The organism is Antrihabitans spumae, assembly GCF_043944905.1.
Taxonomy (GTDB): Bacteria; Actinomycetota; Actinomycetes; order Mycobacteriales; family Mycobacteriaceae; genus Antrihabitans; species Antrihabitans spumae.
The window spans coordinates 19,059-43,162 of record NZ_JBIMSN010000096.1 but is presented as its reverse complement, the minus strand read 5'-3'; the positions used below and the strand labels follow the sequence as shown (position 1 = coordinate 43,162).

Genomic DNA, 24,104 nt, shown 5'->3' with positions numbered 1-24,104 from the left:
CCTTTTCTGTCCCACGGTGACTCTCCGGCCACACTTCGCCTTTGACCTGGCGTTTCATCACCGTGCCCTGGTCGGCGTGCGCTTGACGCCCCGAAGTTTGTGATCACGCGATGCCCGATCGCATGAGAGCTGCGTTCACGGCACCCGTGTTGGTGTCGACTTCGACGTTCAAGTCGATCGATTCCTTCTTCGCGATCAGCGCGTCGAGTCGCGTCGTGATCTCGTTTTGAATCGATTCGACGAGCTTGTCGAGTCCCGGTATCGAGTTGCTGCCGGTGTCGAAGCTGGGAATGATGTTGCCGAGGTCGACCGTTCCGGACTGCGCCATCGACGCGACGCCAGCCAAACCGGACGCCGCGGTGAACGCGAGTCCGGTGCCGAGCGCGAGAGCGTCGTACCAGTTCTTTGGCTTCATCGAGTCTTCGGTGTCGGGCCCGGAGTAGCCGCCGAATCCGCCGCCGTCGGCGTAACCTGCGACGCCGAGCCGTTTTCCTGTCTCTGCCCAGATCGCAAGGGAGCGTTGCCGCTTCGACTGAGCGAACGGGATGTATGCCTCGCCCTGAGTCTCCGGTTCCGCCCAGATCCGCATACCGGACGAGATCTGCGCGGAGTGATCCTCGATCCCGCCGGAGCCGAACATCTTCGCGGAGAACGTCGCGATCGGGGTCTTCTCACCGCCGCCGAGCGCCGTCGGCCAGTTCGTCACAAACACGCGCGACCCGTCGCCCGAGCCACTCGAACCCGCCGAGAGCGCGTCGGAGCTGCCAGGTTGACCGGGGCTGGAACTGCGGCCGTCAGGTCCCGTCCCGTACCGAGTTCCGTTCGGATCTTCGCCGGCAGGTGGGTTGAACATCGACCGCGGAAGATGCCAGATCTCCCGCTTGCCCGTGTTCGACGTGAACGTATTCTCATCAGCCGCGGGACCGCCGTAGGCGACCGTGCCATGCGCGCCACCCGACTCGACAGGAACGCCGAACAGGCTGCCGGCCATGTGCCCGTTCATCCCCGAACCGCCGTCGGTTCCGATGGTGAACGTGCTGTGATCAGCACCCGGCTTGAATCCGAGCGCAGCGAAGTCCGCGCCAGTGACGAACCTGGTTTGCTTGCCGGTGAGTTCGCTGTAGATGAGCGACTGATATCCCGAGCAGTCGAGCGCACCGTACTCGTACGGGATGCCGTTCTTCGACTGCGCAGCTTCGACCGCGCGCTGCCCGGCCGGGCCGCCGACGATGCCGCCGTCTTCCATGGCCAGCGCGCCGAGCCGCTTGCCGGTTTCGGCCCAGATCTTGAGGGAGTTGCGACGTTTCGACGACGCCATCGGGATGAACGCTTCGCCTTCGGTTTCGGCTTCCGCCCACTGCACCAGGCCGCGACCGCGTCCGGGTGCGATGAGAGCGTCCTTCGGCAGCTTGCCGTCGGCATTCGATGTCATCGGGACCGGGCCCTGAATGGTTCCGGCGATATCAGGTGTGACGCCCTGGTCTTCCCAGTACGCACGCCGCAACGCCAATTCGACTGTCAGAGAACGCTTCTTAGCTAGCCAGTCCTGCATCGTCCGTTCGGCGGCTTCGGTCTGCGCGGTGACTTCGATCTTCCCGTTCGGGAGTTCCGTCACCGTGAGTCCGAGTCGAATGAGTTCGTCGATCGCGTCCTTGCTCAGCGTCTCGGTGACGATCGTCTTCGAGTCGGGCACCGCGATAACCGAGTCCTTCAGCACGTCCATCGCGTACTTCGCTTCGGGCATACCCGGCTGGGTGATCTGCGTTTCGACGAGAGTCGGTGTCAGCCCCAGGGTGTCGAGATAAGCGCTCGCCGCTTCGGTGCTCAGTCCGGTTGCGACGAGCTGGTCGACGAGCGCCTCCCGGTTCGCGGCGTACTGCCCAGTCAGACTTTCGACCGTCTCGCCCGCTTCGATGCCGGTGCGGATCTGGTCACGGAAGCCGACGGTCATGTTCTTCAGACCGTTCTCCATCGCGACCTGTTGCACGTTCGCGCGGTCGATCGCACCGGTCCAGTTCTCGATCTTGATGGACGCGCCGTCCAGACCGATACCGATCTCGGCGGCGGCGTTGATCATCTTTTGACTTTGATCGTTGTATGCGGCCGACAATTTCTGATCGCCCGCGAACTCCTGGAACCGACCGTGTGCCTCTTCGACTATCGGGATGATGTCTTCGCGGATCGCCGTCGCGCCGTTCTTCATGCCTGTCACGGCGTCGCCGCTGAAGGTTTCGAGGCTGGTGGCGAGCTTCTGGATATTCTCCGACACGCTCGGCACCTCGACACCGAACACACCCAGAACCCCCCGCGCCACATCGAAGCCGCTCGCCATAGCGGCAAGGCCCTTCAAGATGCCGACAACCATCTTCGTGCCCATCTCGGTCACGTTCGCGAAGGCATCGAGCCCACTCGCCGCGAACCCGAGAATGGCTGTCGCTGCTTCGAACGCACCGTTACCCAAGCTCGTGAAGAACTCGATCACACCTGCTCGGTTGTTCGAAATAGCGCTGGCGAACTCTTGAATCTTCGGACCGAACGCTTCCGCCAGAGCGCCCTTGAGTCCGTCGGCGACGAGTCCGATCGACCGCATAGCACCGGTGACAGAGGTTGCCGAGTTGTCGCCCATGATTCCGGCGAGACGCCCTGCGGCGCCCTCGAATTCGCCGAAGTTCGCCAAGGCGGTCGACGGGTCCCACTGAGTGAACACGTCGTAAAAGTCGCCGGAGGTGTCGCCGAGAAGCGCTGCCGCAGCGGCGTTCCGCGTTGTCTGGTCTTCGATCCCGCGGAGCGCATCGAGCACGGTATCGAAGGCCTCGTTGCCGTCGCTGCCGCCACGCTTGAGACGCTCGAACATCTCCTCACCATTGAGGCCGATCCCGTCCATTGCGGCGATGACATCGTCGCTCTCTTCGGTCATGCGCCGGCCGAATTCGCGCAGCGCATCACCGGCGACGTCAGCGTTAAATGCGCCGCTATCTGTGGCCTGCTCGATCAGCGCGAGCGCCTGCTCGGCAGATATGCCCGCGTTCTTCCAGCCTGCCGAGTACTCCCAGATGACATCGAGGAGATCCTCGCCCTTGTTCGCGCTGCCGCCGACCACGTTGGCAATCATGTCCGCCGCCTCGGACGCGCTCCCTGCGAGTCCTGTCGACATCAGCGAACTGACGGCCTTGACCGAAGCCGACACGTCACTGTCGAGCGCTATCGAGATTGTGTCGAGGTCGGCAACGACCTTCTCAGCGTCGCGTTGCGTGGATGCGGGGTCGAGGATGTTGTTCTGCAACGCCAGCTTCAGCGTCGATAGGTTTGCCTGCACGGACTCGCCGAACGCATCGGCATAGGCCTCGCCCGCTGCGAGCGCAAACTTTCGAGCCTGCGCCTCAGTCACACCCGTTTGCGCTTGGAAGATGTCGCGGGACAACTCTTGCTGCATCCCCTGCTGAATGGTCGTAGCCAGCAGCGCGCCCGCCGCGACACCGAGAACGGCGATACCGATCAACGAACCAGCGACCGGGCCTGTCTTGCTCGCCAGGTCACCAAGGGTGTCTTTGAAGCCGGAGACGAAGTTCGTCCCCATCTTCTTGCCGGAATCCGCAGCACCCGAGGCGTTGTCGCCGATCTTGCCGACTTCGGTCGATGCCCGCTGCGCGCTGCGCGACATCTCATCGAAGCCGCCACCCGCTTCACGGGCCGACGCTTCGACCTTGGCGACTTGCTGCTGCGCATCCTGCGCCGCGCGCGCGATGCCCGACGGAATCTCGATGCGCTGCAACGACTGATTGGTATCCCGCGCGGACGCGTCGAGCTGCTGCAGCCGTTTCTGTGCGTCGCTCAGGCCTTTGGTCAGCTTCGAGTCATCGACCTCGAGGCGAGCAATCAGCCGAGCGACATCAAGAGCCACAACCGCCTACGCGGCGAGGCCGAGAATACGTCGAACTGCGCGCGGCTGCTCCACTGCATACGCGGGAACGGCGTAAGCCTGCGTCCACTTCGACCGAATCGAGCGATCGTCGTAGACGTCCACTGTCAGCGGCTTCTCGAATCCCACCGTTCCAGCCGCTCCGGAGCGGGTGATGTACGCCTTCCCAGGCGTGATGTACGGCGACGACTTCATCGTCAGACCAGCTGAGTTCAGCACCGTTGTGAGGTTCTCGGCGTAGGCGACGGTCAACGCGAATGCCTGTTCCGGATGCACCAACAGCGTGTCGAACTTGATGCCGAGCTCGTCGCCGTCTGCCGAGAGCTGAGCGAGCGCGAAGTCAGCGGCCGGGCGCTCACGGTTCGGCGTCAGTGTCGACTCCGGTCCGGTCGTCACGACGTCGTCCCAGTTGTGACCCACGATGTCGGCTGCTCCGCCGAGCGCGTCGAGTTCCGCGTCGAGCGTCGCGAGCGCTGCGACATTGAGCTTCCGCGCAATTGTGTTCGCCAGCTGATCGACCTGAATCGTCAAGTAGGACACATCGTTTCGGTGGATCTGCTCGTCGGAGGTCGCGAACTTTCCACCCCAGTCCCGGACCGGCGCAAGCCTGGCCTCCGGATCGGTGCCCTCGACGACGGCGTACTCGGCGCCTTCTTTGCGCTCGGCAACGTCACCGTTGAGGTAGCGGTCTTTCGCAGCGAGGACGTTGTACAAGATCGCGCCGCCCTGCACAGTTCCGCCGTACGGGCTGAAGAATGAATCGAGGATCAGCGTCTTGTCGGCGACGTCGGAGATCCGCGTCATGATGTAGGACGGGTTCGACATTGCCATGCTGACGGTCAGACGATCGCCGAAGAGTTCGGGCATCAGTGTTGCCATGGGGGGTTCCGCCTGTTCCTAGTAGAGGTTGACCTGGGCGAGAGCGCCCGAGGTTGCAGCGGTGACCACATATCCCACGGCGACGCCGGATGTCTTCGTGACCGCCTTGCCGTCGGTGCCGACCTCGACCTCGGAGAATGCCGCGATGTTTCCGGCCGCCTCTACCTTGACGACCCGCGCGCTGCCGCGCGACACCGTGACCAGTTGGCCGGTAGCTGCGTCGGTCGCGGCGACGCCCGCGATTCGGCCGGCCGCGGCAGCGTGCCCGACCTGGATTACTCCTGCGCTCGTGTTGCCGGTGATCCGGAGGAACCGGGCCATCGAGACGTCGCCAGTCGCCTGTCCTGTGATGTCGCGTCCTGGATTGAATACGTCAATTGACTTCATGCTGGTTCCCTTCGATGGACTCGCACACGCACGACGTCCGCCTCAAATAGCCACCGCCCACCGGTACGAACAGCCGGTAGGGTTCCGCGCCGCGCGAGATCGCGGGCGTTCGAGGGGCTGCACCCGAGAATGCGGGCGACTTCGTTGGAGTCGAGCAGGTCATGCCCAGATGGTGCCAGCCAGTCGTCAAGTCTCTCTTGCGTTCTTGCGTCGGCGTCAGTCGCCGCGTCAGTCGCCGCCGCGACCAGCTCATCCCGCAGCGCGACCAAAGGCCCACTGAAGCGCCCACCCCGCTCCCGCGCGAACTGCTCGAGCTGTCGCAAAGCCTCGACCAGCAACCGCGCAGAGCCAGCCGGAACGACCACCCCATCGACCCGCCGAACGTCAGTCACCGTTCTCGACCTCGTCGACCTCCGTGTGCGCCGCCGAAGCAAGCTCGGCCTCGATCGACTCGACAAGCAAGGCGAAGTCAGGAACGACGTCCAGGACCACCGCCAGCACCGCCCGGGTCAGTTCGCTCGATCGGCCGGCCTCCGCAGCCTCGCGGAGGATCTCCGAAATTCCGAGCGAATGCACCTCCCCATCCGTCGCCCGGACAACCCCCGTCCACAACACCGCCTCCCCCTGCGCATTTCGACGCTGAATAGCGTGCAGCAGCAATGCGCACGCGCGCCGCCGATCGCCGAAAAACCCCGTCATTTGTCGTTCCCGGGGGGGAAATGGTCACTTTCCGGACGGAAATCGACCCTGACGGAATGAAAAGCCTCCATTTCCTGGGTCGGCCGGGGGGGGTCAAACTGACCTTGGTCAGCTGGGCGGCCCGGGGTACCCAGGCTTTTTTTCGGATGTAGATTTTTGCCCCTGCGGGCGAGGTCTGCGATGGCCTGATTGATCTCCTTGACGAGCTTGGCGGCGTCGTCGACTGGGATGTGCAGCCGGAACGGGCCCATGAAGATGATCACCGATGATGTGCCGCATTCGACGCGCGGTGTCATGGTCATGTCTTTGGCCTTGAACACGATGTTGCCCACGGCGGGTGTGTCCTATCGGGGTTCGTTGAGAGCGGATTGGATGAAGGTGGAGACGAAGCGTTCGGGGTCGTCGGGGTAGGCGGCGACGGCGACGGTGGCGCAGATGGATGCGAGGGCGGTGACGGTGTCGAGTAGTCCGTCGGGTGTGGCTTCGATCTCGTCGACGATGAGCTTGAGCGGTAGTCCGTCACCGTCAGAGTTCCGGAGTGTGGCGAGGATGAGTCGGCCGGCAACGGCCAGTGCGGCCGCGGTGGTGGTCATGAGACTGCTGCCCCTCTCGACTTTGCGCGACGGCTGGCGAGTTCAGCGCTGCGTTGCCGGAGGATGGCGTATCGGACGCTTGCCGGGCTGTCGCCGTCGGCGAGGAGTTGTTCGGCCACCGCTCGTTCTCCTGCAAGGAATCCTTGAGGCAGGCTCTGGTCTACCCATGCGATCGGGTCCGCTTCGGGGGATGGTTCGTTGTCGACGACGTCGTTGCTCGCGCGCGCGTCAGTTAGATCAGTTGCCAAAGTCGACGACAAACGGGAAGTCGTTAACGGGAAGTCTCTTACGGGAAGGGGGACACCCTGGGAGTCCCATCGATCGGGCTCAGGTGTCCCATCAATCGGGCTCAGGTGTCCCATCAATCGGTCGACGGACTCGGATTGATGGGACTCCTTGGGTGTCCCATCAATGTCGCCGGATTGATGGGACACCTTGGGTGTCCCATCAACCTGAGCACCCTCGGATTGATGGGACACCTTAGCGAGGCGATACAGGGTCGGTCGGCCGTCACCACCGGACGCCTTCGTGCCTCTCTGCACGACCTCGATCAGACCTGCCGAACTCAAGTCCGCGAGCGCTCTCGATGCCGTCTTTCGCACACCACCGAGCGCCTTCGCCACACGGCTTTGTGCGACGTATCCCGACCGGCTTTCTTCCCTGCATCCCTCGGCTACAGCAAGGAGGGCGATCAGATTTCGGTGAGCGACGTTCGGCCCGCCGAGCGCTCCGGTGTTCCGCAAGCGCTCGGCGTTGTCGAAGACTTCGCCCACCAATTTCCCGGACATTCGTCAGAGACCGCCCGTTTTCAGGATTGACCCTGAAATCTCCGGCGTGGTGTACGCGGGCCACCCGCAGCGCGAGCAGTCGTTGCTGTCGACGTGGCCGTAGCGCGAGCAATAGTCACAGCTCGTGCACAGACCATCGAACTTGTGACCGACGCGTTCTGTCTCGCGCCCGCAGCGCACACACCGGGCGTCCATCACGCGAGTCACAGCGCCTCCCGAACGTCAGCTTGTGCGCCGAGTGCGACGGTGACGCGATCGATCAGGTCGACAGCCTCGGCAATGTCGAGCCGAATCACCGTCGCACCGACCTTGATGCGGACCCTCTCGTCACCCGGCCCTGCACCCGATGAAAGCGCCACGCCAATAGGTTCGTCGGTAAAGTTTTCGGTCAACACGTAGACCATCACGCGACCTCCAGCCGACCGATACCGGACCGATAGCGGGCGACCCTCGCGAGGTCGGCTAGCAACGCCGCGATGTGCTCGGCGTCGCCGAAATCGACAGTGGCAGTTGCTGTGTTGATGCCGAGCTCGATACCGGAGTCGGTGCTGACCACGGTCACGCGCGTGTCTTTGCTGATGCGGATCGAGCCGCCGAGGCCGATCATCCGACTACTGCCTTGTAGTCGGCCGCGATCTCGATAGCGACCTGCAGGAAGTCGCCCACGTGATCACGCAAAACAGTCAGGTCGTGGAACATCTGCCCACCGTCCTGCTCGGAACTGTCGATCGTGATCTGCGGCGGCGCTGTGTACGGCGGTTCGCCGATCTCGACCATGTCGAAACGGGTTATCTCGGCGACGAACGGTCCGCGTTCGACTTTTGCGAGCAGGGTGGTGGCCGCGTGCGATGTGGAATCCGGACCGGATTGGGCGAACGGCAATGCGGCGAGCTGGGCGAGAACTTCCGAACTTGTCGGTGCGGTGAGTATGGTCATGAGAGAACGTCTTTCCTTTGCGGGTTGGGTGTTCTGATTGCCCGGTGTCGCGGTTACCGCCGCACACCGGGCACCTTCGTTTGCGGGCGACATTTAGGCGACACCGCCGCGCATCGTGGCCTTCTCCTGAGCAGCGATCCACCGCTCAATCTCGCTGCGCCGGTATACGACTCGCTTTCCTAGGACGAATGAGGCTGGGCCCTGGTCGTTGTGACGCCAGTAGCGAAGCGTTCCGCTCGCGATGCCGAACTCGCGTTCGACCTCCCGCGTGGTCAAGAGTTCGCACATCTCCTGTGCGACGTCCTGGTTGGTCCTCATGCAACAACCTTTCGTTGTGGTTCATTCACAACAAAACGGTATCAACACAGTTGTTGTTGAGTCAATACACCGATTTGTTGTAGCGTCGCGGCTATGACAGAGGCGAGTGACGACGTTCTTGTGGGCTCGAATGTGCAGAAGTTTCGTACAGCGCGAGGGATGTCCCAAGCGGATCTCGCTGAGGCGATCAGCCGTTCTGGCGAGCAGTTCCACCAGCAGACGATCCTCAAAATCGAGAAGGGCACGCGGCCGCTCAAATACCTAGAGGCGCACCGCATCTGTGCGGCGCTGCGCGTTGGTCTTGCCGATCTGCTGGAGAAGGAGGCCCGAGCTAGTGCGGATGCTGGCATCTTGGAGCACACGACCAAGCTTTCGGATTTGTCGGTCGATATCGACGAGCTTTCGGTCAGGCTCGCTGACCAGCTGGTTGCTCTGGCCGACGCGGTGGCCATAGCCGGAAAGGACGCGAGTCCGTACCTAGTCACAAACGACGGCGCGGGACCGGGTCTGGGCTTCCTTCGAACCAACTGGGGCGATGAGCTGAATGAGCGATTGTTCGACGCATTGAGTCGGCACGATCGCGTTGCCGAGCTGCCAGCTGATTGGGGAAACACCTCAGCTGAGGTGCTCGAACGTATAGCCGGGCAAGACTGGGACTCGAACGGCCAGGACGATGACCGCCCGTCGTAATCGCCGTGCCGGCGTCGAGGACCGCTGGTATCGGACTGTCCGCGACCAGAGTGGTGCCGAGTCTAAAGTCGAGTCGGCCAGCCATGGAACGGGAAAGCGTTGGCGCGCTAGGTATGTCGATGATCAGTCACGCGAGCACGCGCGCGGATTCGAGCGCAAGGCCGACGCGCAACGCTGGCTCGATTCGATCGTTTCCAGCCAAGTCACAGGCAACTACGTCGACCCGCAGCTCGGCAAGATCACGTTCGCGAGCTTCTACCGTGAGTGGTCCTCGCGGCAGGTGTGGGTACCGGGCACCGTCCAGGCGATGAACCTGGCAGCGAACAGCGTCACGTTCGGCTCTGTCGCACTAGGGGATCTACGCCCGTCGCACGTCGAGACGTGGGTTAAGTCCATGCGCGACAAGCCACTCGAGCCCTCGACGATCCGCACTCGGTTCAACAATGTCCGCTCGGTACTCAAAGCAGCGAAGCGCGACAAGGTGCTCGGCGACGATCCCACCGAAGGCATCACCCTGCCCCGCCAGCGGCGATCCGAAGCGGCGATGCGGATACCGACGACCGAACAGGTGGGCGATCTACTCCGTTGCGCTGACGACGATTTCAGCGCCTTTATCGCATTGTGTGCCTTCGGTGGCCTTCGGCTCGGTGAGGCGGCCGCGTTGCGGGTAAGTGACGTGAACTTTCTGCGCCGGGAGATCCGTGTGCAACGTCAGGTGCAGCGAGCGAACGGCGGTGCTGTCGAGATCCGCGCACCGAAGTACGGCAGCGAGCGAACGATCTTCGCGCCCGCTGGACTGATCGACATGCTCGCCGAGTACATCCAGAGCTGGTGCTGCGGCAGCGATCCCGACCGATGGCTCTACCCGGGTGAATCGGGCGATCCATGGCACCAAAACACGGTCGGATACCGCTGGCGCAAGGCGAAGAAAGCCGCCAAACAGCTCGATTGGCATCTGCACGACCTACGCCACTTCTACGCCAGTGGCCTCATACACGCCGGGTGCGACGTCGTGACCGTGCAAAAGGCGCTCGGACACTCCTCGCCCACCGTGACGCTGACTACCTACGCGCACCTTTGGCCGAACGCCGACGACCGCACACGCAAGGCCGCGGAATCGATGTTCGCGGAAGCTGCTGCGGACGTACTGCGGACGGAGAGCGCCAAATAGGCCGCTGACCTGCGGACCTACACGTTGAAGCGGAACTCCACCACGTCGCCGTCGGACATGACGTAGTCCTTGCCTTCCATACGAACCTTGCCCGCCGCCTTGGCCTTTGCCATGGACCCGGCTTCGATGAGGTCGTCGTACGCCACGATTTCGGCCTTGATGAAGCCGCGTTCGAAGTCGGTGTGGATGACCCCCGCTGCCTTGGGTGCGGTGTCGCCCTGGTGAATCGTCCACGCGCGGGCCTCTTTCGGGCCTGCGGTGAGGTAGGTCTGCAGTCCGAGCGTGTGGAAACCGGCACGCGCAAGTCCGTGCAGACCGGGCTCGAATTGGCCGATCGATTCGAGCAACTCGGCTGCCGACTCGGCGTCGAGTTCGAGCAACTCCTGCTCGACCTTGGCATCGAGGAACACCGAATCTGCCGGTTCCACAGACGCTTTCAGCTCTGCGACACGAGCGGCGTCGGTGAGGACCGACTCGTCTGCGTTGAACACGTACAGGAACGGCTTGGTGGTCAGCAGCGAAAGTTCCCGCAGCAGTTCACCATCCAGCTTGTCTCGAGCCGAGAACAGCGTCTTGCCTTCGTCGAGCACGGCCTGCGCAGCGTTCGCGGCATCGAGGACGGGCTTGCGATCCTTCTTGACCCGCGCCTCTTTCTCCAGGCGCGGGATCGCCTTCTCGAGGGTCTGGATGTCGGCGATGATCAACTCGGTCTCGATCACCTCGATGTCGGCGGCCGGGTCGACGCGACCGTCGACGTGGATCACGTCGTCGTCGGCGAAGACGCGGACCACCTGGCAGATCGCGTCGGCCTCACGAATGTTCGCGAGGAACTTGTTGCCGAGCCCGGCACCCTCCGATGCGCCCTTCACGATGCCTGCGATGTCGACGAACGACACGACAGCCGGCACAAGGCGCTCCGAATTGAACACCTCGGCCAGCTTGTTCAGCCGCGGATCAGGCAGCGGCACAACACCGACGTTGGGCTCGATCGTGGCGAACGGATAGTTCGCCGCAAGCACGTCGTTATTGGTCAGGGCGTTGAAAAGGGTGGACTTGCCGACGTTTGGCAGTCCGACGATTCCGAGGGTAAGGCTCACGGTGTAGAGAGTCTACGGGCCGCAAGGGGTCGGCTTCGACGACGGATCACGCGTACGCCTCCTCCAACTCGCTGAGGGAGGTTTCGAGGTGGGTCAGGATGTGCTGGAGATGCGGGATGGATTTACGGTCTCCGATGACGCCGAAGTCGAGCGTTCCTGCCGTGTTGGTGAGCGTGATGTTGAGCGCCTGACCTTCGGTCACCACCGAGACCGGGTACAGACCGTCCAGGCGCGCACCGTTCCAGTAGACCGTCTCGCGAGGGCCAGGCACATTGGAAATGATCACGTTGAACGACTGTCGCATCAGCGACAGTGCGCCCGGAATGCGCGAAGCCAACAGTGGCGACGCCGCCGTTCCTGACCACGCCAAACCGGCGAGGGAGCCGACGTCGACGAACATGACCTTGCCACTGGCCATCGATTTGTGCACGACGGCAAGCCGCTCGACCGGATCCGCTTCGTCGGTACCGAGGTTGCAGATGATCATTCCAACGGCGTTGCCCGCTGCGTCGATGTTCTCGGGCGAGCGCGTCGAGATCGGCACCATCGCTTTGAGCGAATCGTCGGGCAGTCCGTCGTGTTCGAGGAGGTACGCACGCAGCGCGCCCGCACACATCGCAACAACGACGTCGTTGACGCTGACGCCTGCGGCTTTGCGGACCTTGTTGATGCGAGCGATGTCCCACGATTGGGCGGCGAACCGACGAGCGCCACCGATGGGGACGTTGAACATCGTCTTCGGAGCTTCGAACGGACCTTGCAGACCGCCCTCGCTGAACGAGCGCCTGGCCATCTTGACGGTGTCGGGAACGAGGCCGGCGATTTCGGAAACAACTTGCCCACCCGTCTTGACGAGCGCTCCCAAGCTGCGGTCGGGCGGTGGCTTGCGAGGACGCTTGCGCTGCGATTCCGGCAACCGCTGCCACGGGGCGACGCAATCTCTGGCGTCGGGGTCGGTCGTCAGCCTGTTTTCGAGCAACCGCAGTGCGCTCACGCCGTCGACGAGCGCGTGGTGCACCTTGGTGTAGACAGCGACGCGACCGTCCGCGAGACCCTCGATGATGTGCACCTCCCACAGCGGGCGGTGTCGGTCGAGAAGGGTTCCATGCCAACGGGATACGACGGCAAGCAGTTCTCGGATGCGGCCGGGCGACGGCATCGCGACGCGGCGGACGTGATACTCCCAGTCGATCTCTTCGTCCTGCACCCAACCGAACGAGCCGACGCTGCCGAACGGCGTCGCGAGTCGCTTCAAGAAGGTGGGGTGGACGTCGTTACTGGCGATCATCTGCTCGTACATCTGGTACGCGTAGTCCGGACCGGCGTCGGCCGGCGGTTCCAGCAGCATCAACGAGCCGACATGCATGGGATGCTCGCGCGACTCGGCGAGCAGAAACGCCGCGTCCAATGGCTGAATAATTTCCATATTGCTGACCTCCGCGGTGCCATCGGCCATTCCGATCTGGATGCCCTCGCCGATCGTAGCGCCGACGCGACCGTGCGGCACTGTTCTCTCGCATGAGGCCGAGTGGTCTGCAAGAGTTGATCGGGTGGCCGGCAAAAGCGACGAAACGCGAGCAGGTGTACCGCTCACCAATCTGGACCAGCCGTTGTTCGACGCAGCGGACGCGACCAAACGTGATCTCGTCGACTACCTCGAGGCGGTAGCCGACCGAATGATCGTCGAACTTCGGGACCGCCCGCTCTCGGTGATCAGAGTCCGACCGGGCCAGGAACCGTTTATGCAGAAGAACGTGCCGAAGTACACCCCGGAGTGGGTCGAGACGACGAAGGTCTGGGCGGAAGCCTCCAAACGCGAAGTGTCCTACGCACTGTGCAACGACGTCCGCACCCTCGTGTGGTTCGCCAATCAACGCGCCGTCGAATATCACCCGACCCTCACGCTGACGCAGCGGCCGGACCGCGTCACCCATCTCGTTCTCGACCTCGACCCGCCCGCTGGTTCGAGTGAGTTCACCTTGGCGGTCCGCGCGGCGCAGTTGGTGCGTCAGGCGTTGACCGACGCAGGCCTGTCGGGTGCGGTGAAGACGAGTGGGGCAAAAGGGGTCCACGTGATCGTCCCCATCGATGCGACGTCGACGATCGAAGAGGCGGCCGCGGCGACCCGCGCAATTGCGGCGCGAGCGGAACGACTCGACCCGGATCTTGCGACGACCGCATACGTCAAAGACGATCGGCACGGCAAGGTCTTCGTCGACTCGACGCGTGCTGGAGGTGCAACCGTTGCCGCGGTCTACAGTCCGCGGATCCGGCCGGGAACGCCCGTCTCGTATCCGGTCGGCTGGGACGATCTCGACAACGTCGCGCCTAGCGACTTCACGATTCGGAATGCGATCGAGCGGCTCGGTGACGGCGATCCGTGGGCCGACCAACTCCCTGCGCCGCAGTCGCTTCCAGCCGAATTGATCGAGGAGGGGCACACGATTCCGGTTGCGCGGGTCCTTGCGATGCACGAGGGAAAACGCCGGGCGCGGGCCCGAAAAGAGTGAGGGCGCTCCGCGCCTCGTGAGTCTTTTCGGCGGTCCCGCCCACCGAAAAGACTCACGAGCTGCGGAGCCGCCAAAATCTTTCCGGCAACATCGGTGTGAAACGGGTCACTTTCGGAAACACTGTGACGATGACGGTCAAAGATGTTCCGCGTGGTGGCGACGGTAGTGGTACAGGTCGAGCTGATCCGAACATCGAGTACCTGAAGACCGATCCCGATCTGCCACCCGTCGGGGTGATCGACCGATCACCGATCACGCCCGCGAAGAAGGCATTGTTCGCCGGCATCGCTTTGGTTGGCGCGGTTGCGTGGGCGATGATCGCCATCGTTCGCGGCGAGAACATCAGCGCGGTCTGGTTCGTCCTCGCGGCTGCATGTACCTATGTGGTCGCCTACCGGTTCTACGCACGGCTCATCGAGTACCGGATCGTCAAGCCTCGTGACGACAACGCGACGCCCGCGGAGATTCTCGAAAACGGCACCGACTACATACCGATGGATCGGCGCGTGCTGTTCGGACATCACTTCGCTGCGATCGCCGGAGCGGGACCACTGGTCGGGCCCGTGCTCGCCGCGCAGATGGGTTACCTGCCCGGCACGATCTGGATCATCATCGGCGTCGTCGTCGCAGGCGCGGTGCAGGACTACCTGGTGCTGTGGGCCTCGACTCGGCGACGTGGTCGCAGCCTCGGGCAGATGGCTCGCGAGGAACTCGGCGTGGTCGGTGGCACCGCCGCACTGATCGCCGTGCTCGTCATCATGACGATCCTGCTTGCCGTGCTTGCGCTGGTCGTTGTCAACGCGCTGGCCGAAAGTCCATGGGGTGTCTTCTCGATCGCGATGACAATTCCGATCGCGTTGTTCATGGGGGTCTACCTGCGCTTCATCCGACCTGGCAAAGTGTCCGAGGTTTCGCTGATCGGCTTCGTACTACTGCTGTTCGCCATCGTCTCCGGCGGCTGGGTCGCTGAAACCGGCTGGGGCACAGACTGGTTCACGCTCTCCAAGGTGACGATCGCCTGGCTGTTGATCGGCTACGGGTTCGCCGCGTCGGTCCTACCGGTCTGGCTACTGCTCGCTCCTCGCGACTACCTGTCGACGTTTATGAAAATCGGCACCATCGGGCTCCTGGCAATCGGCATCCTGATTTCCAGGCCGAACATCCAGATGCCCGCCGTGTCCGAATTCGCCACTGCAGGCGACGGACCCGCGTTCGCCGGATCGTTGTTCCCGTTCCTGTTCATCACTATCGCCTGCGGTGCACTGTCCGGATTCCACGCACTGATCTCGTCGGGCACTACGCCGAAACTGCTGCAAAAGGAGTCCCACGCACGAGTCATCGGCTACGGCGGCATGCTCACCGAGTCGTTTGTCGCGATCATGGCTCTCGTGACGGCCGCGATACTCGATCCGCACCTCTACTTCGCGATGAATGCACCCGCGACCCTGACCGGCGCGACGCCCGACGACGCCGCCGCGTACGTCAACAGCCTTCCGATCGGCGGCACACCGACGTCGGGTGCCGAACTGGCGGCTGCCGCAGAGGCGGTCGGCGAGGAGAAGATCATTTCGAGGACCGGTGGCGCGCCGACCCTTGCGGTCGGCATGTCCGAAGTGCTGCACGGCTTTCTGGGCGGTGAAAGCCTCAAAGCGTTCTGGTATCACTTCGCGATCATGTTCGAGGCGCTGTTCATCCTCACGACCGTCGATGCGGGTACTCGCGTCGCACGCTTCATGCTGTCGGATTCGCTCGGCAACTTCGGTGGTCCGGTAGCGCGATTCAAGGATCCGTCCTGGCGAATCGGCGCGTGGATCTGCTCGTTGATCGTCGTCGCTGCGTGGGGCTCGATCCTGCTGATGGGCGTGACCGATCCGCTCGGTGGCATCAACACCTTGTTCCCGCTGTTCGGAATCGCCAACCAGTTGTTGGCCGCGATCGCGCTCACGGTTGTTCTGGTGATCGTGGTCAAGCGAGGGCTGCTGAAGTGGGCGTGGATCCCCGGAATCCCGCTCGCCTTCGACCTGATCGTGACGATGACGGCATCGTGGCAGAAGATCTTCTCCGGCGACCGAGCGGTCGGCTACTGGACGCAACGCTCCCTGTTCGTGGAGGCGAAGGAAGCGGGACTGACGTCGTTCGGCTCTGCGAAGACGCCCGAAGCGATGGACGCGGTGATTCGAAACTCGTTCATCCAAGGCACGTTGTCCATTGTGTTCGCCGTCCTCGTTCTCGTCGTCGTCGGCGCCGGTGCCGCTGTGTGTATAAGGTCCATCAGGGCAGGCGGACTGCCGACCACCGAGTCGCCGGAGGTTCCGTCGAAGATCTTCGCGCCGAGCGGGTTCATTCCCAGTCCAGCGGAGCGTGAGGTCGAGGCCGAGTGGGACGTACTCATCAAGGAAGGCAAGGTCCGAGCACCTGGTTCCGCGCACGGCAAGGGCGGTCACTGATGGGAGGGGCCGTTCGGTCGGTGCTGTGGTGGATCACGTCGGTCATGGGCGATCACGACTACGCGCGCTACGTCGAGTATCTGCGGACGCACGATCCGGACGCGGACGTCCCGACCGAACGCGCGTTCTGGCGGGCACGGTACCGACAGCAGGACACAAATCCGGGCGCTCGTTGCTGCTGAGGGCGCTCCGCGCCTCGTGAGTCCTTTCGGAGGTTCCGCCCTCCGAAAAGACGCACGAGCGGCGGAGCCGCATTGGTGTCCGATTTCCGCTAGCTTCTGTCGGTGGGGCCTGCCAGTGTGGAGCTTGTGACCCAAGCAACCGCGCTACCCCACCTCGATTTCGAGCGGTGCTACCGAGCGGTGTCCTCGAAGGATTCCCGCTTCGACGGGCAGTTCTACACCGCCGTGCGCACGACCGGAATCTATTGCAGGCCATCGTGTCCGGCGATCACCCCGAAGTCGGCCAACGTCACGTTCCTCCCGACCGCGGCGGCGGCCCAGCACGCAGGTTATCGCGCTTGTCGGCGCTGTCTACCCGACGCTGCACCCGGTTCGCCGCTGTGGAGAACGCGGTCCGATCTGGCAGCCCGCGCCATGCGACTGATCTCGGACGGAGTCGTCGAGCGTGGTGGCGTCGACGCTCTCGCGTCCTCGGTCGGCTATTCGTCACGACAACTCACCCGGGTGTTGACGGCCGAACTCGGCGCCGGACCCCTTGCCCTCGCCCGGGCACACCGCGCCCACACCGCTCGACTGCTGATCCAGACGACTCGAATGCCGATGTCGGACATTGCATTCGCCGCCGGATTCGCGAGCATTCGGCAGTTCAACGACACGGTCCGCACCGTATTCGTCGTCACCCCGACCCAGATGCGGACCGAGTCACTGCGGCGACCCAACGTGTCGACCGCGCCGGGCACGGTCTCATTGCGACTCCCCTACCGTGAGCCCTTGGACGCGACCTGGTTGTCCTGGTTCCTCTCGGCCCACATCGTCGACGGCATCGAATGCTGGCGCGACGCAACGTACTTCCGCAGCCTGCGCCTTCCCCACGGCCACGGCACAGTCGGACTCGACATCAAATCGGGCTACGTCGACGCGAATCTGTCGCTGACGGACATGCGCGATCTCGCACCCGCCGTTGCGCGGTTGCGTCACCTGCTCGACCTCGACGCCGACCCCCGAGCAGTAGACGACGCCTTGTCGACCGATCCAGCGTTCGAGACTGCGGTGGCCACCACCCCAGGCATCCGCGTCCCGGGAAACGTCGACGCCGAGGAACTGCTCCTACGCACGATGATCGGGCAGCAGATCTCCCTTGCGGCCGCCGCCACCCACACGGCTCGGCTCGTCGCTGCCCTCGGCGAATCGATCGCGGACCCGAACGGCGCAGTGACCCACCTGTTCCCCACCGCCGAGTCGATCGCCGCCCACGGTGCCGACATCCTGACCGGACCGGCGCGACGAATCGAGGCGATCGTCGACATCGCCGACCGGTTGGCGACGGGGAAACTGACGTTGCACTGCGGTCTCGACACCACCGAGGCGCAACGAGAACTGCTTGCATGCAAAGGAATCGGTCCGTGGACCGCGGACTACGTCACGATGCGACTCCTCGGCGATCCCGACATCCTCCTCGACACCGATCTCGTTGTCCGACAAGGGGCTGCAGCGCTCGATATAGACCTTGCGGCAAGCGACGCCTGGAAACCCTGGCGATCCTATGCATCCATGCACCTGTGGCAGACTGCCCTCTCCCGAAGGAACTCGAAATGACCTATTTCGCAACGCAGTTGACTCCGATCGGCCCGTTCACGACCATCGTCGACACCGACGACGTCGTATTGGCTTCCGGCTGGACCGCCGAACCGGAGGACCTCCGGCCCCTGATCCATCCTCGGATTCGACCGACCGAACTCCACGTTCGCACCGAGCTCGGCAACGTCACCCGGGCAGTCGCCGCCTATCACAACGGCGCTATCGATGCCATCGACGACATTGCTGTACAACAGCATTCGGGTGAGTTCCTCGAACACGCCTGGAAGATCCTGCGCGCGGTACCCGCTGGGGCACCGATAACCTATTCCGCGTTCGCGGAACTGTCCGGTCGCCCGGCAGCGGTGCGCGGCGCGGCGAGTGCTTGCGCGCGCAACGCAGCGGCGTTGTTCGTCCCGTGTCACCGGGTACTGCGGATCGGCGGAAACCTCGGCGGATTCCGTTGGGGCCTACCAGCCAAGCGATGGCTGCTCGATCACGAGAATGCGGCTGCCACACGGGTGTGACGGGGAATCGCTGTCCACTGTTCGACGGTCGAGTTTCGAACTGCGGCCGACATCTTCCGTCGCTAACCGAAACGCACGGATAGTCTGAATCCGTGACCGAACCGGACGATAAACCAGCGGAGGCTCTCGCAGGCACTTTCGACGTCGATCGCGGTGACGTCATCGGGAAAGGACTGCTCTGGCTTGCCAAGTGGTCGATCTGCATCGTTGCGATCGCTGCGGGCGCGTGGGTCACCGGCTACGTCATCTCGAAACTCTGGGTCATCGCACTGCCGGTCCTGATGGCGATCGTCATCGCGACCGTGCTGTGGCCACCGACCCGGGCGATGACCAAGCGCGGCGCGCCACCCGCGGCAGCCGCAGGCATAAGCCTGCTGACGTTTTTCGCAGTACTCGCGGGCATCATCGCCGTGATCGTCCCGTCCGTCGTCGATCAGGCCCCAGAACTCGCCGACAAGTCCACCGACGGCGTCAACCAGGTCCGCGACTGGTTGCAGGGTCCACCGCTGAACATCCGCGACGAGCAACTCGATTCCGCGGTCCAAGCCATCGTGACCAAGGTCGAGGCCAGTGCCGAAGCGATCGCGACCGGTGTGTTCAGCGGAGTCAGCGCCGCAACGTCGTTCCTCGTCGCGTTCGTTCTCGTGCTTTTCCTGACCTTCTTCTTCATCAAGGACGGCCCCCGTTTCATCCCGTGGCTGCATTCGGTCACCGGCCGAAGGACCGGCCATCATCTGGAAGAACTGTTCACGAGAGTGTGGGCGACCCTCGGCGGCTTCATCCGAACGCAGGCGCTCGTCAGTCTCATCGATGCCGCGTTCATCGGCATCGGACTTGTGATCCTCGACGTTCCGCTTGCTTTGGTCCTCACCGTCATCACGTTCCTCGGCGGGTTCATCCCGATCGTCGGAGCTTTGGTCGCCGGTGTGCTTGCGGTGTTGGTCGCACTCGTCGGCAACGGTTTCACAACCGCCCTGATCGTTCTCGGCATCATCCTCGCGGTGCAGCAGATCGAGGGCAACGTCCTGCAGCCGATCCTGCAGAGCCGCAGCATGAACCTGCATGCCGCGATCGTGCTGCTCGCGGTGACCGCGGGCGGATCGCTGTACGGAATCGTCGGGGCTTTCCTCGCGGTGCCGGCAGCCGCAGTGGCTGCCGTCATCATCCGCTATCTCGGCGAACAGATCGACGCCGCGACGGTCAGCCTGCCACCTGCGCCTCGAGACGCGAGCCCGCCCGACCCCGAATGACGTGTAGGCGGTTCGGAATTCGCTGTCGCATTTCGTCGACGTGGCTGACGACGCCGACAACCCGGCCGCCTGCGCGCAGCTCGTCCAGGACGCCCATCACCGAATCGAGAGCTTCGTCGTCCAGACCGCCGAAGCCTTCGTCGATGAAGAGTGTGTCGAGTATCAGCCCGCCTGATTCCGCTGCGACCACATCGGCGAGGCCGAGCGCGAGTGCAAGCGCCGCAGTGAAACTCTCGCCACCGGACAACGTTTTCGCAGGCCGCACCGAACCGGTGTAGTCGTCACTGATGTCGAGGCCGAGGCCGCCACGCTTGCCGCGGGACCCCCGCGCGTCGGTATGCACGAACTCGTACCTACCGCCCGACATCCGACGCAGCTGCGCAGAGGCAGCGATAGCAACTTCCTCCAACCGCGCCGCCAAAACATACGAGCGCAACGACATTCGACGAGAGTTCTGCCCGCGCCCGGCGACCAGTTCGGCGACGCGCTCCAACTCGTCGTGGTCGTTCTGCATCGGTGCGAGCCGGTCGAGCGCTGACCACAAATGGGCGGTCAACTCCTCCAACTGCTTCGAACGCTGCGCTGCTTCGGTGTGCGCGACGAGGGCGGCGTGTAGGTCTGCTGCTGCGCGGCGATTCGTTTCCGAGAGTGCCTCGAGATCGGCTGGCGGCAGATCGCGAACAGCGATGATATCCGGATCCCCCAGAACTGCTTTCGCGTGAGCTCGGAGGTCGGCGGCGTCCGCCAGCACCTGCTCGATCGCACGTTGCCTCTCGTTCGACCGCCTCGCCGCCCCGGCGGCCGCTGCCGACTCGAACCCGTTGTCTGCGGCCAGCCGCTCGACTCGATCGGTCGCCTGCTCGGCCGACGCGGCAGCACCGCTTGCCTCGGTGCGCACGTCGCGCCAGCGCAGCGCCCTGTGCACGAGCAGGTCGAGCTTCGAGAGAGCTTCTTCCGCCGTCCCGTCGGCCCCCATCGCCGTTCCGGCCCGATCACGCAGGGCGGCAATACGTTCGTTCGTCGTCTCGATTCGTTCGGCAAGCGCGCTGAGCCGTCGCTCCGCGTCGCGTATGACACGGTCCAGGTCGTCGGCGCGCTTACGCTCGTGAATCAGCTTCTGCTCCAGCTGTATCGAGTGTCGCTGCGCCGCAGTCGCATGTTCCACAGCTGCATCAGCGGCTGCCAATTCTTCCGCAAGTTCGGTCGTTGCTCGATCCCCACCGCGCCCGACCAGCGCATCGATGCCACGCTCGACCGACGCGAGCACGGCAACAGCCGCGTCTCGCTCGGTCACTGCGGCGGCCTCGGCTGCCGCAGCGAGCCGCTCGTCGGCATCCGATACCGAGTCGTCGACAGGCTCTGCCCGCGACGGATGTTCGGCGGAACCACACACCTGACACGGCTGACCATCGACCAACGCACCCGCAAGTTCTGCCGCCATACCCGCGAGGCGGCGCTCCCGGAGTGCAAGTACATGCTCCTTCGCCTCGAGCTGGCGCGTCCGCAGCGCATTGACCCGCTCTCGCGCACCGGTCAAAGTTGCTGTCTGTCTCCGATATTCGACGGCTGCCGCGTTCGCGTCCGCCGCATCGTCGCGCCGCTTGATGCGGGCGGGCAGTGTTGCAGCAGTCTCGACGGCGCGCAGAAGGTCGTCTTCCAACGATCGAAGAAGGTCCGGAAGCAGCTCACGTTCGGCGTTGTGTGCGGCCGCCTTTGCAGAAAGGTCGTCTCGTTCGGCAACCAGGGCGTCCCGAGCCGTTTGCAGGCGCAGGCACTCCCTCGAATCTGCGACGAGGTCGTCGAGCCTGCTGATCTCTTCGGTCCATCGCCGGACCGCAGCATCGATCACCGCGGAATCCGCCGGACCCGCGGGCCACCCGACCGCACCGGCCAGTTCGGCGCCCTCGGGCAGGTCCGCGAGTTCGGCCGAGGCGTGCTCGAACACCGAATACGTTTTTGCCGCATACTCTTTCGCTGTAATGGTTGCGGTCAGCGACGCAGCGACCGACTCCGCCCTGCGAGCCCGCGCAAGTTCGTCGGTGACGTGCTGGCGGTCCTCGGCGGAGGACTCGTATGCTTCGAGTTGTGCTGCGGCGGTTGCCATCCGACGCTGCAGATCCGCGGTACGACGGGCGTCTGCCAACCGTTGTGCAGCATCCGTCGACACGCCTTCGCAGGAGCGCAAATGTTGTTCGGTCGCGGCCTTGGCGGTCCGCGCCTCGGCCAGCAGCTGCTGCGCCCATTCGAGTGCATCGGGCTCCGGTTCAGCGACCCCGGCCGCCGTGCAAATTTGCGCGAGCAGGCGATCGACGGCCTGTAGACGATCGGCGAGTCGGTCGGCGCTCGTACGGCGCCGGTTGGCGAGCCAATCTTCGGCGCGGCCGAAACGTTCTGTGTCGAAGAGCCTTTCGAGGAGTCGCTGGCGCTCGTCGTTCTCAGCGCACAGAAAGCGAGCGAACTCGCCCTGCGGGAGCAGCACAACCTGGAAGAACTGATCGGCGGACATTCCGAGCAATTTGTTGATCTCGTCGCCGATCTCCGGGATCCGCGTCAGGTTCCGACCACCGTCCAACCACGTCAGTGTCGCTTTGGCGTTCTCTACCCGGATTCCGGTGCTGCGCAGCTTCGGGCGCTCGTGTTGGGGGCTGCGGACCAGCCGCAGACGACGCCCACCGATCGTCGCTTCGAGGACAACCTGCGGCACCACACCTGCGGGCGCATGATCGGAGTGCAGACGTTTGCATTCACTTCGCGCGCCCGGGACAGTGCCGTACAGCGCAAATGCGATGGCGTCCAACACCGTTGTCTTGCCGGCTCCGGTGTTGCCGTGCAGTAGGAACAGCCCATCGGTGCCGAGTGCATCGAAGTCGACCGTTGCCGTGTCGGCGAAAGGCCCGAACGCAGTGACCTCGAGCTTGTGCAGCCTCACGCCGTTTCCTCCAGCGGCACTTCGGGATCAGCGCGGTTCTCGTCGATGGCTGCGGCCAATGCCTCTCGCAGCCAGCCGAGCTCGCGTGCGGACGGTTCGGCGTAGACGTCGGTGAAGAAGCTGCGGGCAACATCGATGTCCGTGCGACCACGCACGCGAGCCCGGTAGGGAAGAGCCGAATCGGATTGCAGCCGTTGCCATTCGACGTGTACCGCGTGAGGAAATCGCGTCTGCAGCCTGCGCATCGCGTCGACCGGACGGACGACGTCGGTGAGTACCGCGCTGACATAGTGTCCGCGCGCCGCATCGAAGGTCGGATCGGTCAGCAGTTCGTCGACAGTCCCCGTCAGTCGACTGAGCGGCCGAACGACAGGCAGATCGCGACGCTCGACACCGACCAAACCATGTGGGCCGAGGTCTGCCAACCACACCGCTTTGCGATGCGTGCGTTCGCCGAAGGAGTACGGCAGCGGGGAACCCGAGTACCTGACGCCCTCGGCCAGCGTCTGTGGCGAATGCAGGTGACCGAGTGCGACATAGTCGATTCCGGCGAACGCGTCGAGCGGGACGGTTTCGACACCGCCAATGGAGATCGACCGTTCCGATCCCGTCGCGGTGCCACCGACGACGAACGCGTGGGCAAGTACGACACTGCGGGGTACACCACGCGCAGCGATGTCGGCATGGATTCGAGCCATCGCAGCGTCGAGCACGTGTGCATGCGAACGGGCTTGCGGCACTCCGAGTTCCACACGCGAGGTCTCCGGCTCGAGATAGGGAATGCCGTAGATCGCAACAGGCCCATGCTCGTCGGAGAGCACGACAGGCCGATCGACCGAACCGATACGAGTGATCAGGTGCAGTCCACCAGCAGCAGCGAACGTGGCTGCTGCACCGAGGCGAGCCGGCGAATCATGATTGCCCGACGTCGCGACGATGACGGCGCCCGCTGCCCTGATCGCCTCGAACCCTTTGTTGCACACGTCGATCGCATCAGCATTCGGAACTGCACGGTCGTACACATCGCCGGCGACGACCACGACATCGACGCGACATTCGGCAACGAGTTCGGCAATGGCTTCGAGCGCACACGACTGATCGGCGAGCAGGTCCACACCGTGGAAGCTGCGTCCGATATGCCAATCGGAGGTGTGCAAGATCCTCATGTCGCCGACGGTAGGCGTATCCACCGACAGTTTCGGTGAGC

General features: G+C 63.9%; 24 protein-coding genes. 9 read left to right on the top strand and 15 right to left on the bottom strand.

The features are described 5' to 3' along the window. Positions 1-103: 103 nt before the first annotated feature. Genes ACHIRB_RS20970 through ACHIRB_RS20940 form a run of 7 tightly spaced genes read right to left on the bottom strand, consistent with a single transcriptional unit; the run spans position 104 to position 6,477 of the window. Entirely contained in the window at positions 104-3,901 is a 3,798-nt protein-coding gene (locus ACHIRB_RS20970; RefSeq protein WP_395125603.1) for a phage tail tape measure protein, read from the bottom strand. Positions 3,902-3,907: 6 nt separating this feature from the next. Continuing rightward, positions 3,908-4,798: a major capsid protein gene (locus tag ACHIRB_RS20965; RefSeq protein ID WP_395125602.1), complete on the bottom strand. Its 891-nt coding sequence runs from the start codon at positions 4,796-4,798 to the stop codon at positions 3,908-3,910. A gap of 18 nt (positions 4,799-4,816) precedes the next feature. Further along, the gene (locus ACHIRB_RS20960) at positions 4,817-5,185 is read right to left on the bottom strand and encodes a DUF2190 family protein (RefSeq protein WP_395125601.1); all 369 of its coding nucleotides are present in this window, start codon (positions 5,183-5,185) and stop codon (positions 4,817-4,819) included. Then, on the bottom strand, positions 5,182-5,550 hold the full coding sequence (locus tag ACHIRB_RS20955) for a helix-turn-helix domain-containing protein (protein WP_395125613.1): 369 nt from the start codon (positions 5,548-5,550) through the stop codon (positions 5,182-5,184). The genes ACHIRB_RS20960 and ACHIRB_RS20955 overlap by 4 nt, the downstream gene beginning before the upstream one ends. A gap of 19 nt (positions 5,551-5,569) precedes the next feature. Beyond that, a complete protein-coding gene (locus tag ACHIRB_RS20950; protein ID WP_395125600.1) occupies positions 5,570-5,884 on the bottom strand; it encodes a hypothetical protein in 315 nt (104 codons plus the stop codon). Continuing rightward, entirely contained in the window at positions 5,881-6,216 is a 336-nt protein-coding gene (locus ACHIRB_RS20945; RefSeq protein WP_395125599.1) for a hypothetical protein, read from the bottom strand. The genes ACHIRB_RS20950 and ACHIRB_RS20945 overlap by 4 nt, the downstream gene beginning before the upstream one ends. Before the next feature lie 12 nt (positions 6,217-6,228). After that, positions 6,229-6,477 carry a hypothetical protein gene (locus ACHIRB_RS20940; protein ID WP_395125598.1) on the bottom strand — a complete coding sequence of 83 codons (249 nt, stop codon included), beginning with the start codon at positions 6,475-6,477 and terminating at the stop codon, positions 6,229-6,231. A gap of 470 nt (positions 6,478-6,947) precedes the next feature. Between ACHIRB_RS20940 and ACHIRB_RS20935 the strand changes: the two genes are divergently transcribed. Continuing rightward, positions 6,948-7,295 carry a hypothetical protein gene (locus ACHIRB_RS20935; RefSeq protein ID WP_395127768.1) on the top strand — a complete coding sequence of 116 codons (348 nt, stop codon included), beginning with the start codon at positions 6,948-6,950 and terminating at the stop codon, positions 7,293-7,295. A gap of 173 nt (positions 7,296-7,468) precedes the next feature. Here the strand turns inward: ACHIRB_RS20935 and ACHIRB_RS20930 are convergent, their stop codons facing one another. From ACHIRB_RS20930 to ACHIRB_RS20915, 4 genes are all read right to left on the bottom strand, one after another. Further along, positions 7,469-7,624 carry a hypothetical protein gene (locus ACHIRB_RS20930; protein ID WP_395125597.1) on the bottom strand — a complete coding sequence of 52 codons (156 nt, stop codon included), beginning with the start codon at positions 7,622-7,624 and terminating at the stop codon, positions 7,469-7,471. 44 nt (positions 7,625-7,668) lie between these two features. Next, positions 7,669-7,872 (bottom strand): hypothetical protein, encoded by a 204-nt coding sequence (locus tag ACHIRB_RS20925; protein ID WP_395125596.1) that lies wholly within the window; start codon positions 7,870-7,872, stop codon positions 7,669-7,671. After that, a complete protein-coding gene (locus ACHIRB_RS20920) occupies positions 7,869-8,201 on the bottom strand; it encodes a hypothetical protein (RefSeq protein WP_395125595.1) in 333 nt (110 codons plus the stop codon). Before ACHIRB_RS20920 ends, ACHIRB_RS20925 begins: the two co-directional genes overlap by 4 nt. Before the next feature lie 93 nt (positions 8,202-8,294). Then, on the bottom strand, positions 8,295-8,489 hold the full coding sequence (locus ACHIRB_RS20915; RefSeq protein ID WP_395125612.1) for a helix-turn-helix transcriptional regulator: 195 nt from the start codon (positions 8,487-8,489) through the stop codon (positions 8,295-8,297). 123 nt (positions 8,490-8,612) lie between these two features. Here ACHIRB_RS20915 and ACHIRB_RS20910 point away from each other — a divergent pair, with 123 nt between their 5' ends. Further along, positions 8,613-9,209 carry a helix-turn-helix transcriptional regulator gene (locus ACHIRB_RS20910; protein ID WP_395125594.1) on the top strand — a complete coding sequence of 199 codons (597 nt, stop codon included), beginning with the start codon at positions 8,613-8,615 and terminating at the stop codon, positions 9,207-9,209. Beyond that, complete coding sequence (locus ACHIRB_RS20905) at positions 9,193-10,380, top strand: tyrosine-type recombinase/integrase (RefSeq protein ID WP_395125593.1); 1,188 nt, start codon at positions 9,193-9,195, stop codon at positions 10,378-10,380. The genes ACHIRB_RS20910 and ACHIRB_RS20905 overlap by 17 nt, the downstream gene beginning before the upstream one ends. 17 nt (positions 10,381-10,397) lie before the next feature. Here the strand turns inward: ACHIRB_RS20905 and ychF are convergent, their stop codons facing one another. After that, positions 10,398-11,477, bottom strand: a complete 1,080-nt coding sequence (gene ychF / locus ACHIRB_RS20900) for a redox-regulated ATPase YchF (RefSeq protein ID WP_395114774.1) — start codon at positions 11,475-11,477, stop codon at positions 10,398-10,400. A gap of 46 nt (positions 11,478-11,523) precedes the next feature. After that, on the bottom strand, positions 11,524-12,903 hold the full coding sequence (locus ACHIRB_RS20895) for a WS/DGAT/MGAT family O-acyltransferase (RefSeq protein WP_395114799.1): 1,380 nt from the start codon (positions 12,901-12,903) through the stop codon (positions 11,524-11,526). A 124-nt stretch (positions 12,904-13,027) separates the two neighbouring features. Between ACHIRB_RS20895 and ligD the strand changes: the two genes are divergently transcribed. The 6 genes from ligD to ACHIRB_RS20865 all read left to right on the top strand — a co-directional run bounded on the left by ligD (position 13,028) and on the right by ACHIRB_RS20865 (position 19,968). Next, positions 13,028-13,987, top strand: coding sequence for a non-homologous end-joining DNA ligase (ligD, locus tag ACHIRB_RS20890; protein WP_395125592.1), 960 nt, complete (start codon positions 13,028-13,030; stop codon positions 13,985-13,987). A 128-nt stretch (positions 13,988-14,115) separates the two neighbouring features. After that, on the top strand, positions 14,116-16,434 hold the full coding sequence (locus ACHIRB_RS20885) for a carbon starvation CstA family protein (protein ID WP_395125591.1): 2,319 nt from the start codon (positions 14,116-14,118) through the stop codon (positions 16,432-16,434). Continuing rightward, positions 16,434-16,616, top strand: a complete 183-nt coding sequence (locus ACHIRB_RS20880; RefSeq protein WP_395114768.1) for a YbdD/YjiX family protein — start codon at positions 16,434-16,436, stop codon at positions 16,614-16,616. The genes ACHIRB_RS20885 and ACHIRB_RS20880 overlap by 1 nt, the downstream gene beginning before the upstream one ends. Before the next feature lie 126 nt (positions 16,617-16,742). Then, positions 16,743-18,212, top strand: a complete 1,470-nt coding sequence (locus tag ACHIRB_RS20875) for a DNA-3-methyladenine glycosylase 2 family protein (RefSeq protein ID WP_395125590.1) — start codon at positions 16,743-16,745, stop codon at positions 18,210-18,212. After that, positions 18,209-18,718: a methylated-DNA--[protein]-cysteine S-methyltransferase gene (locus tag ACHIRB_RS20870; protein ID WP_395125589.1), complete on the top strand. Its 510-nt coding sequence runs from the start codon at positions 18,209-18,211 to the stop codon at positions 18,716-18,718. The genes ACHIRB_RS20875 and ACHIRB_RS20870 overlap by 4 nt, the downstream gene beginning before the upstream one ends. A gap of 92 nt (positions 18,719-18,810) precedes the next feature. Next, positions 18,811-19,968, top strand: a complete 1,158-nt coding sequence (locus ACHIRB_RS20865) for an AI-2E family transporter (protein WP_199708389.1) — start codon at positions 18,811-18,813, stop codon at positions 19,966-19,968. Here the strand turns inward: ACHIRB_RS20865 and ACHIRB_RS20860 are convergent. After that, the gene (locus ACHIRB_RS20860; RefSeq protein WP_395125588.1) at positions 19,919-22,897 is read right to left on the bottom strand and encodes an AAA family ATPase; all 2,979 of its coding nucleotides are present in this window, start codon (positions 22,895-22,897) and stop codon (positions 19,919-19,921) included. The two genes, ACHIRB_RS20865 and ACHIRB_RS20860, sit on opposite strands and share 50 nt — an antisense overlap. Then, a complete protein-coding gene (locus ACHIRB_RS20855) occupies positions 22,894-24,063 on the bottom strand; it encodes an exonuclease SbcCD subunit D (RefSeq protein ID WP_395125587.1) in 1,170 nt (389 codons plus the stop codon). Before ACHIRB_RS20855 ends, ACHIRB_RS20860 begins: the two co-directional genes overlap by 4 nt. Positions 24,064-24,104: the final 41 nt, after the last annotated feature.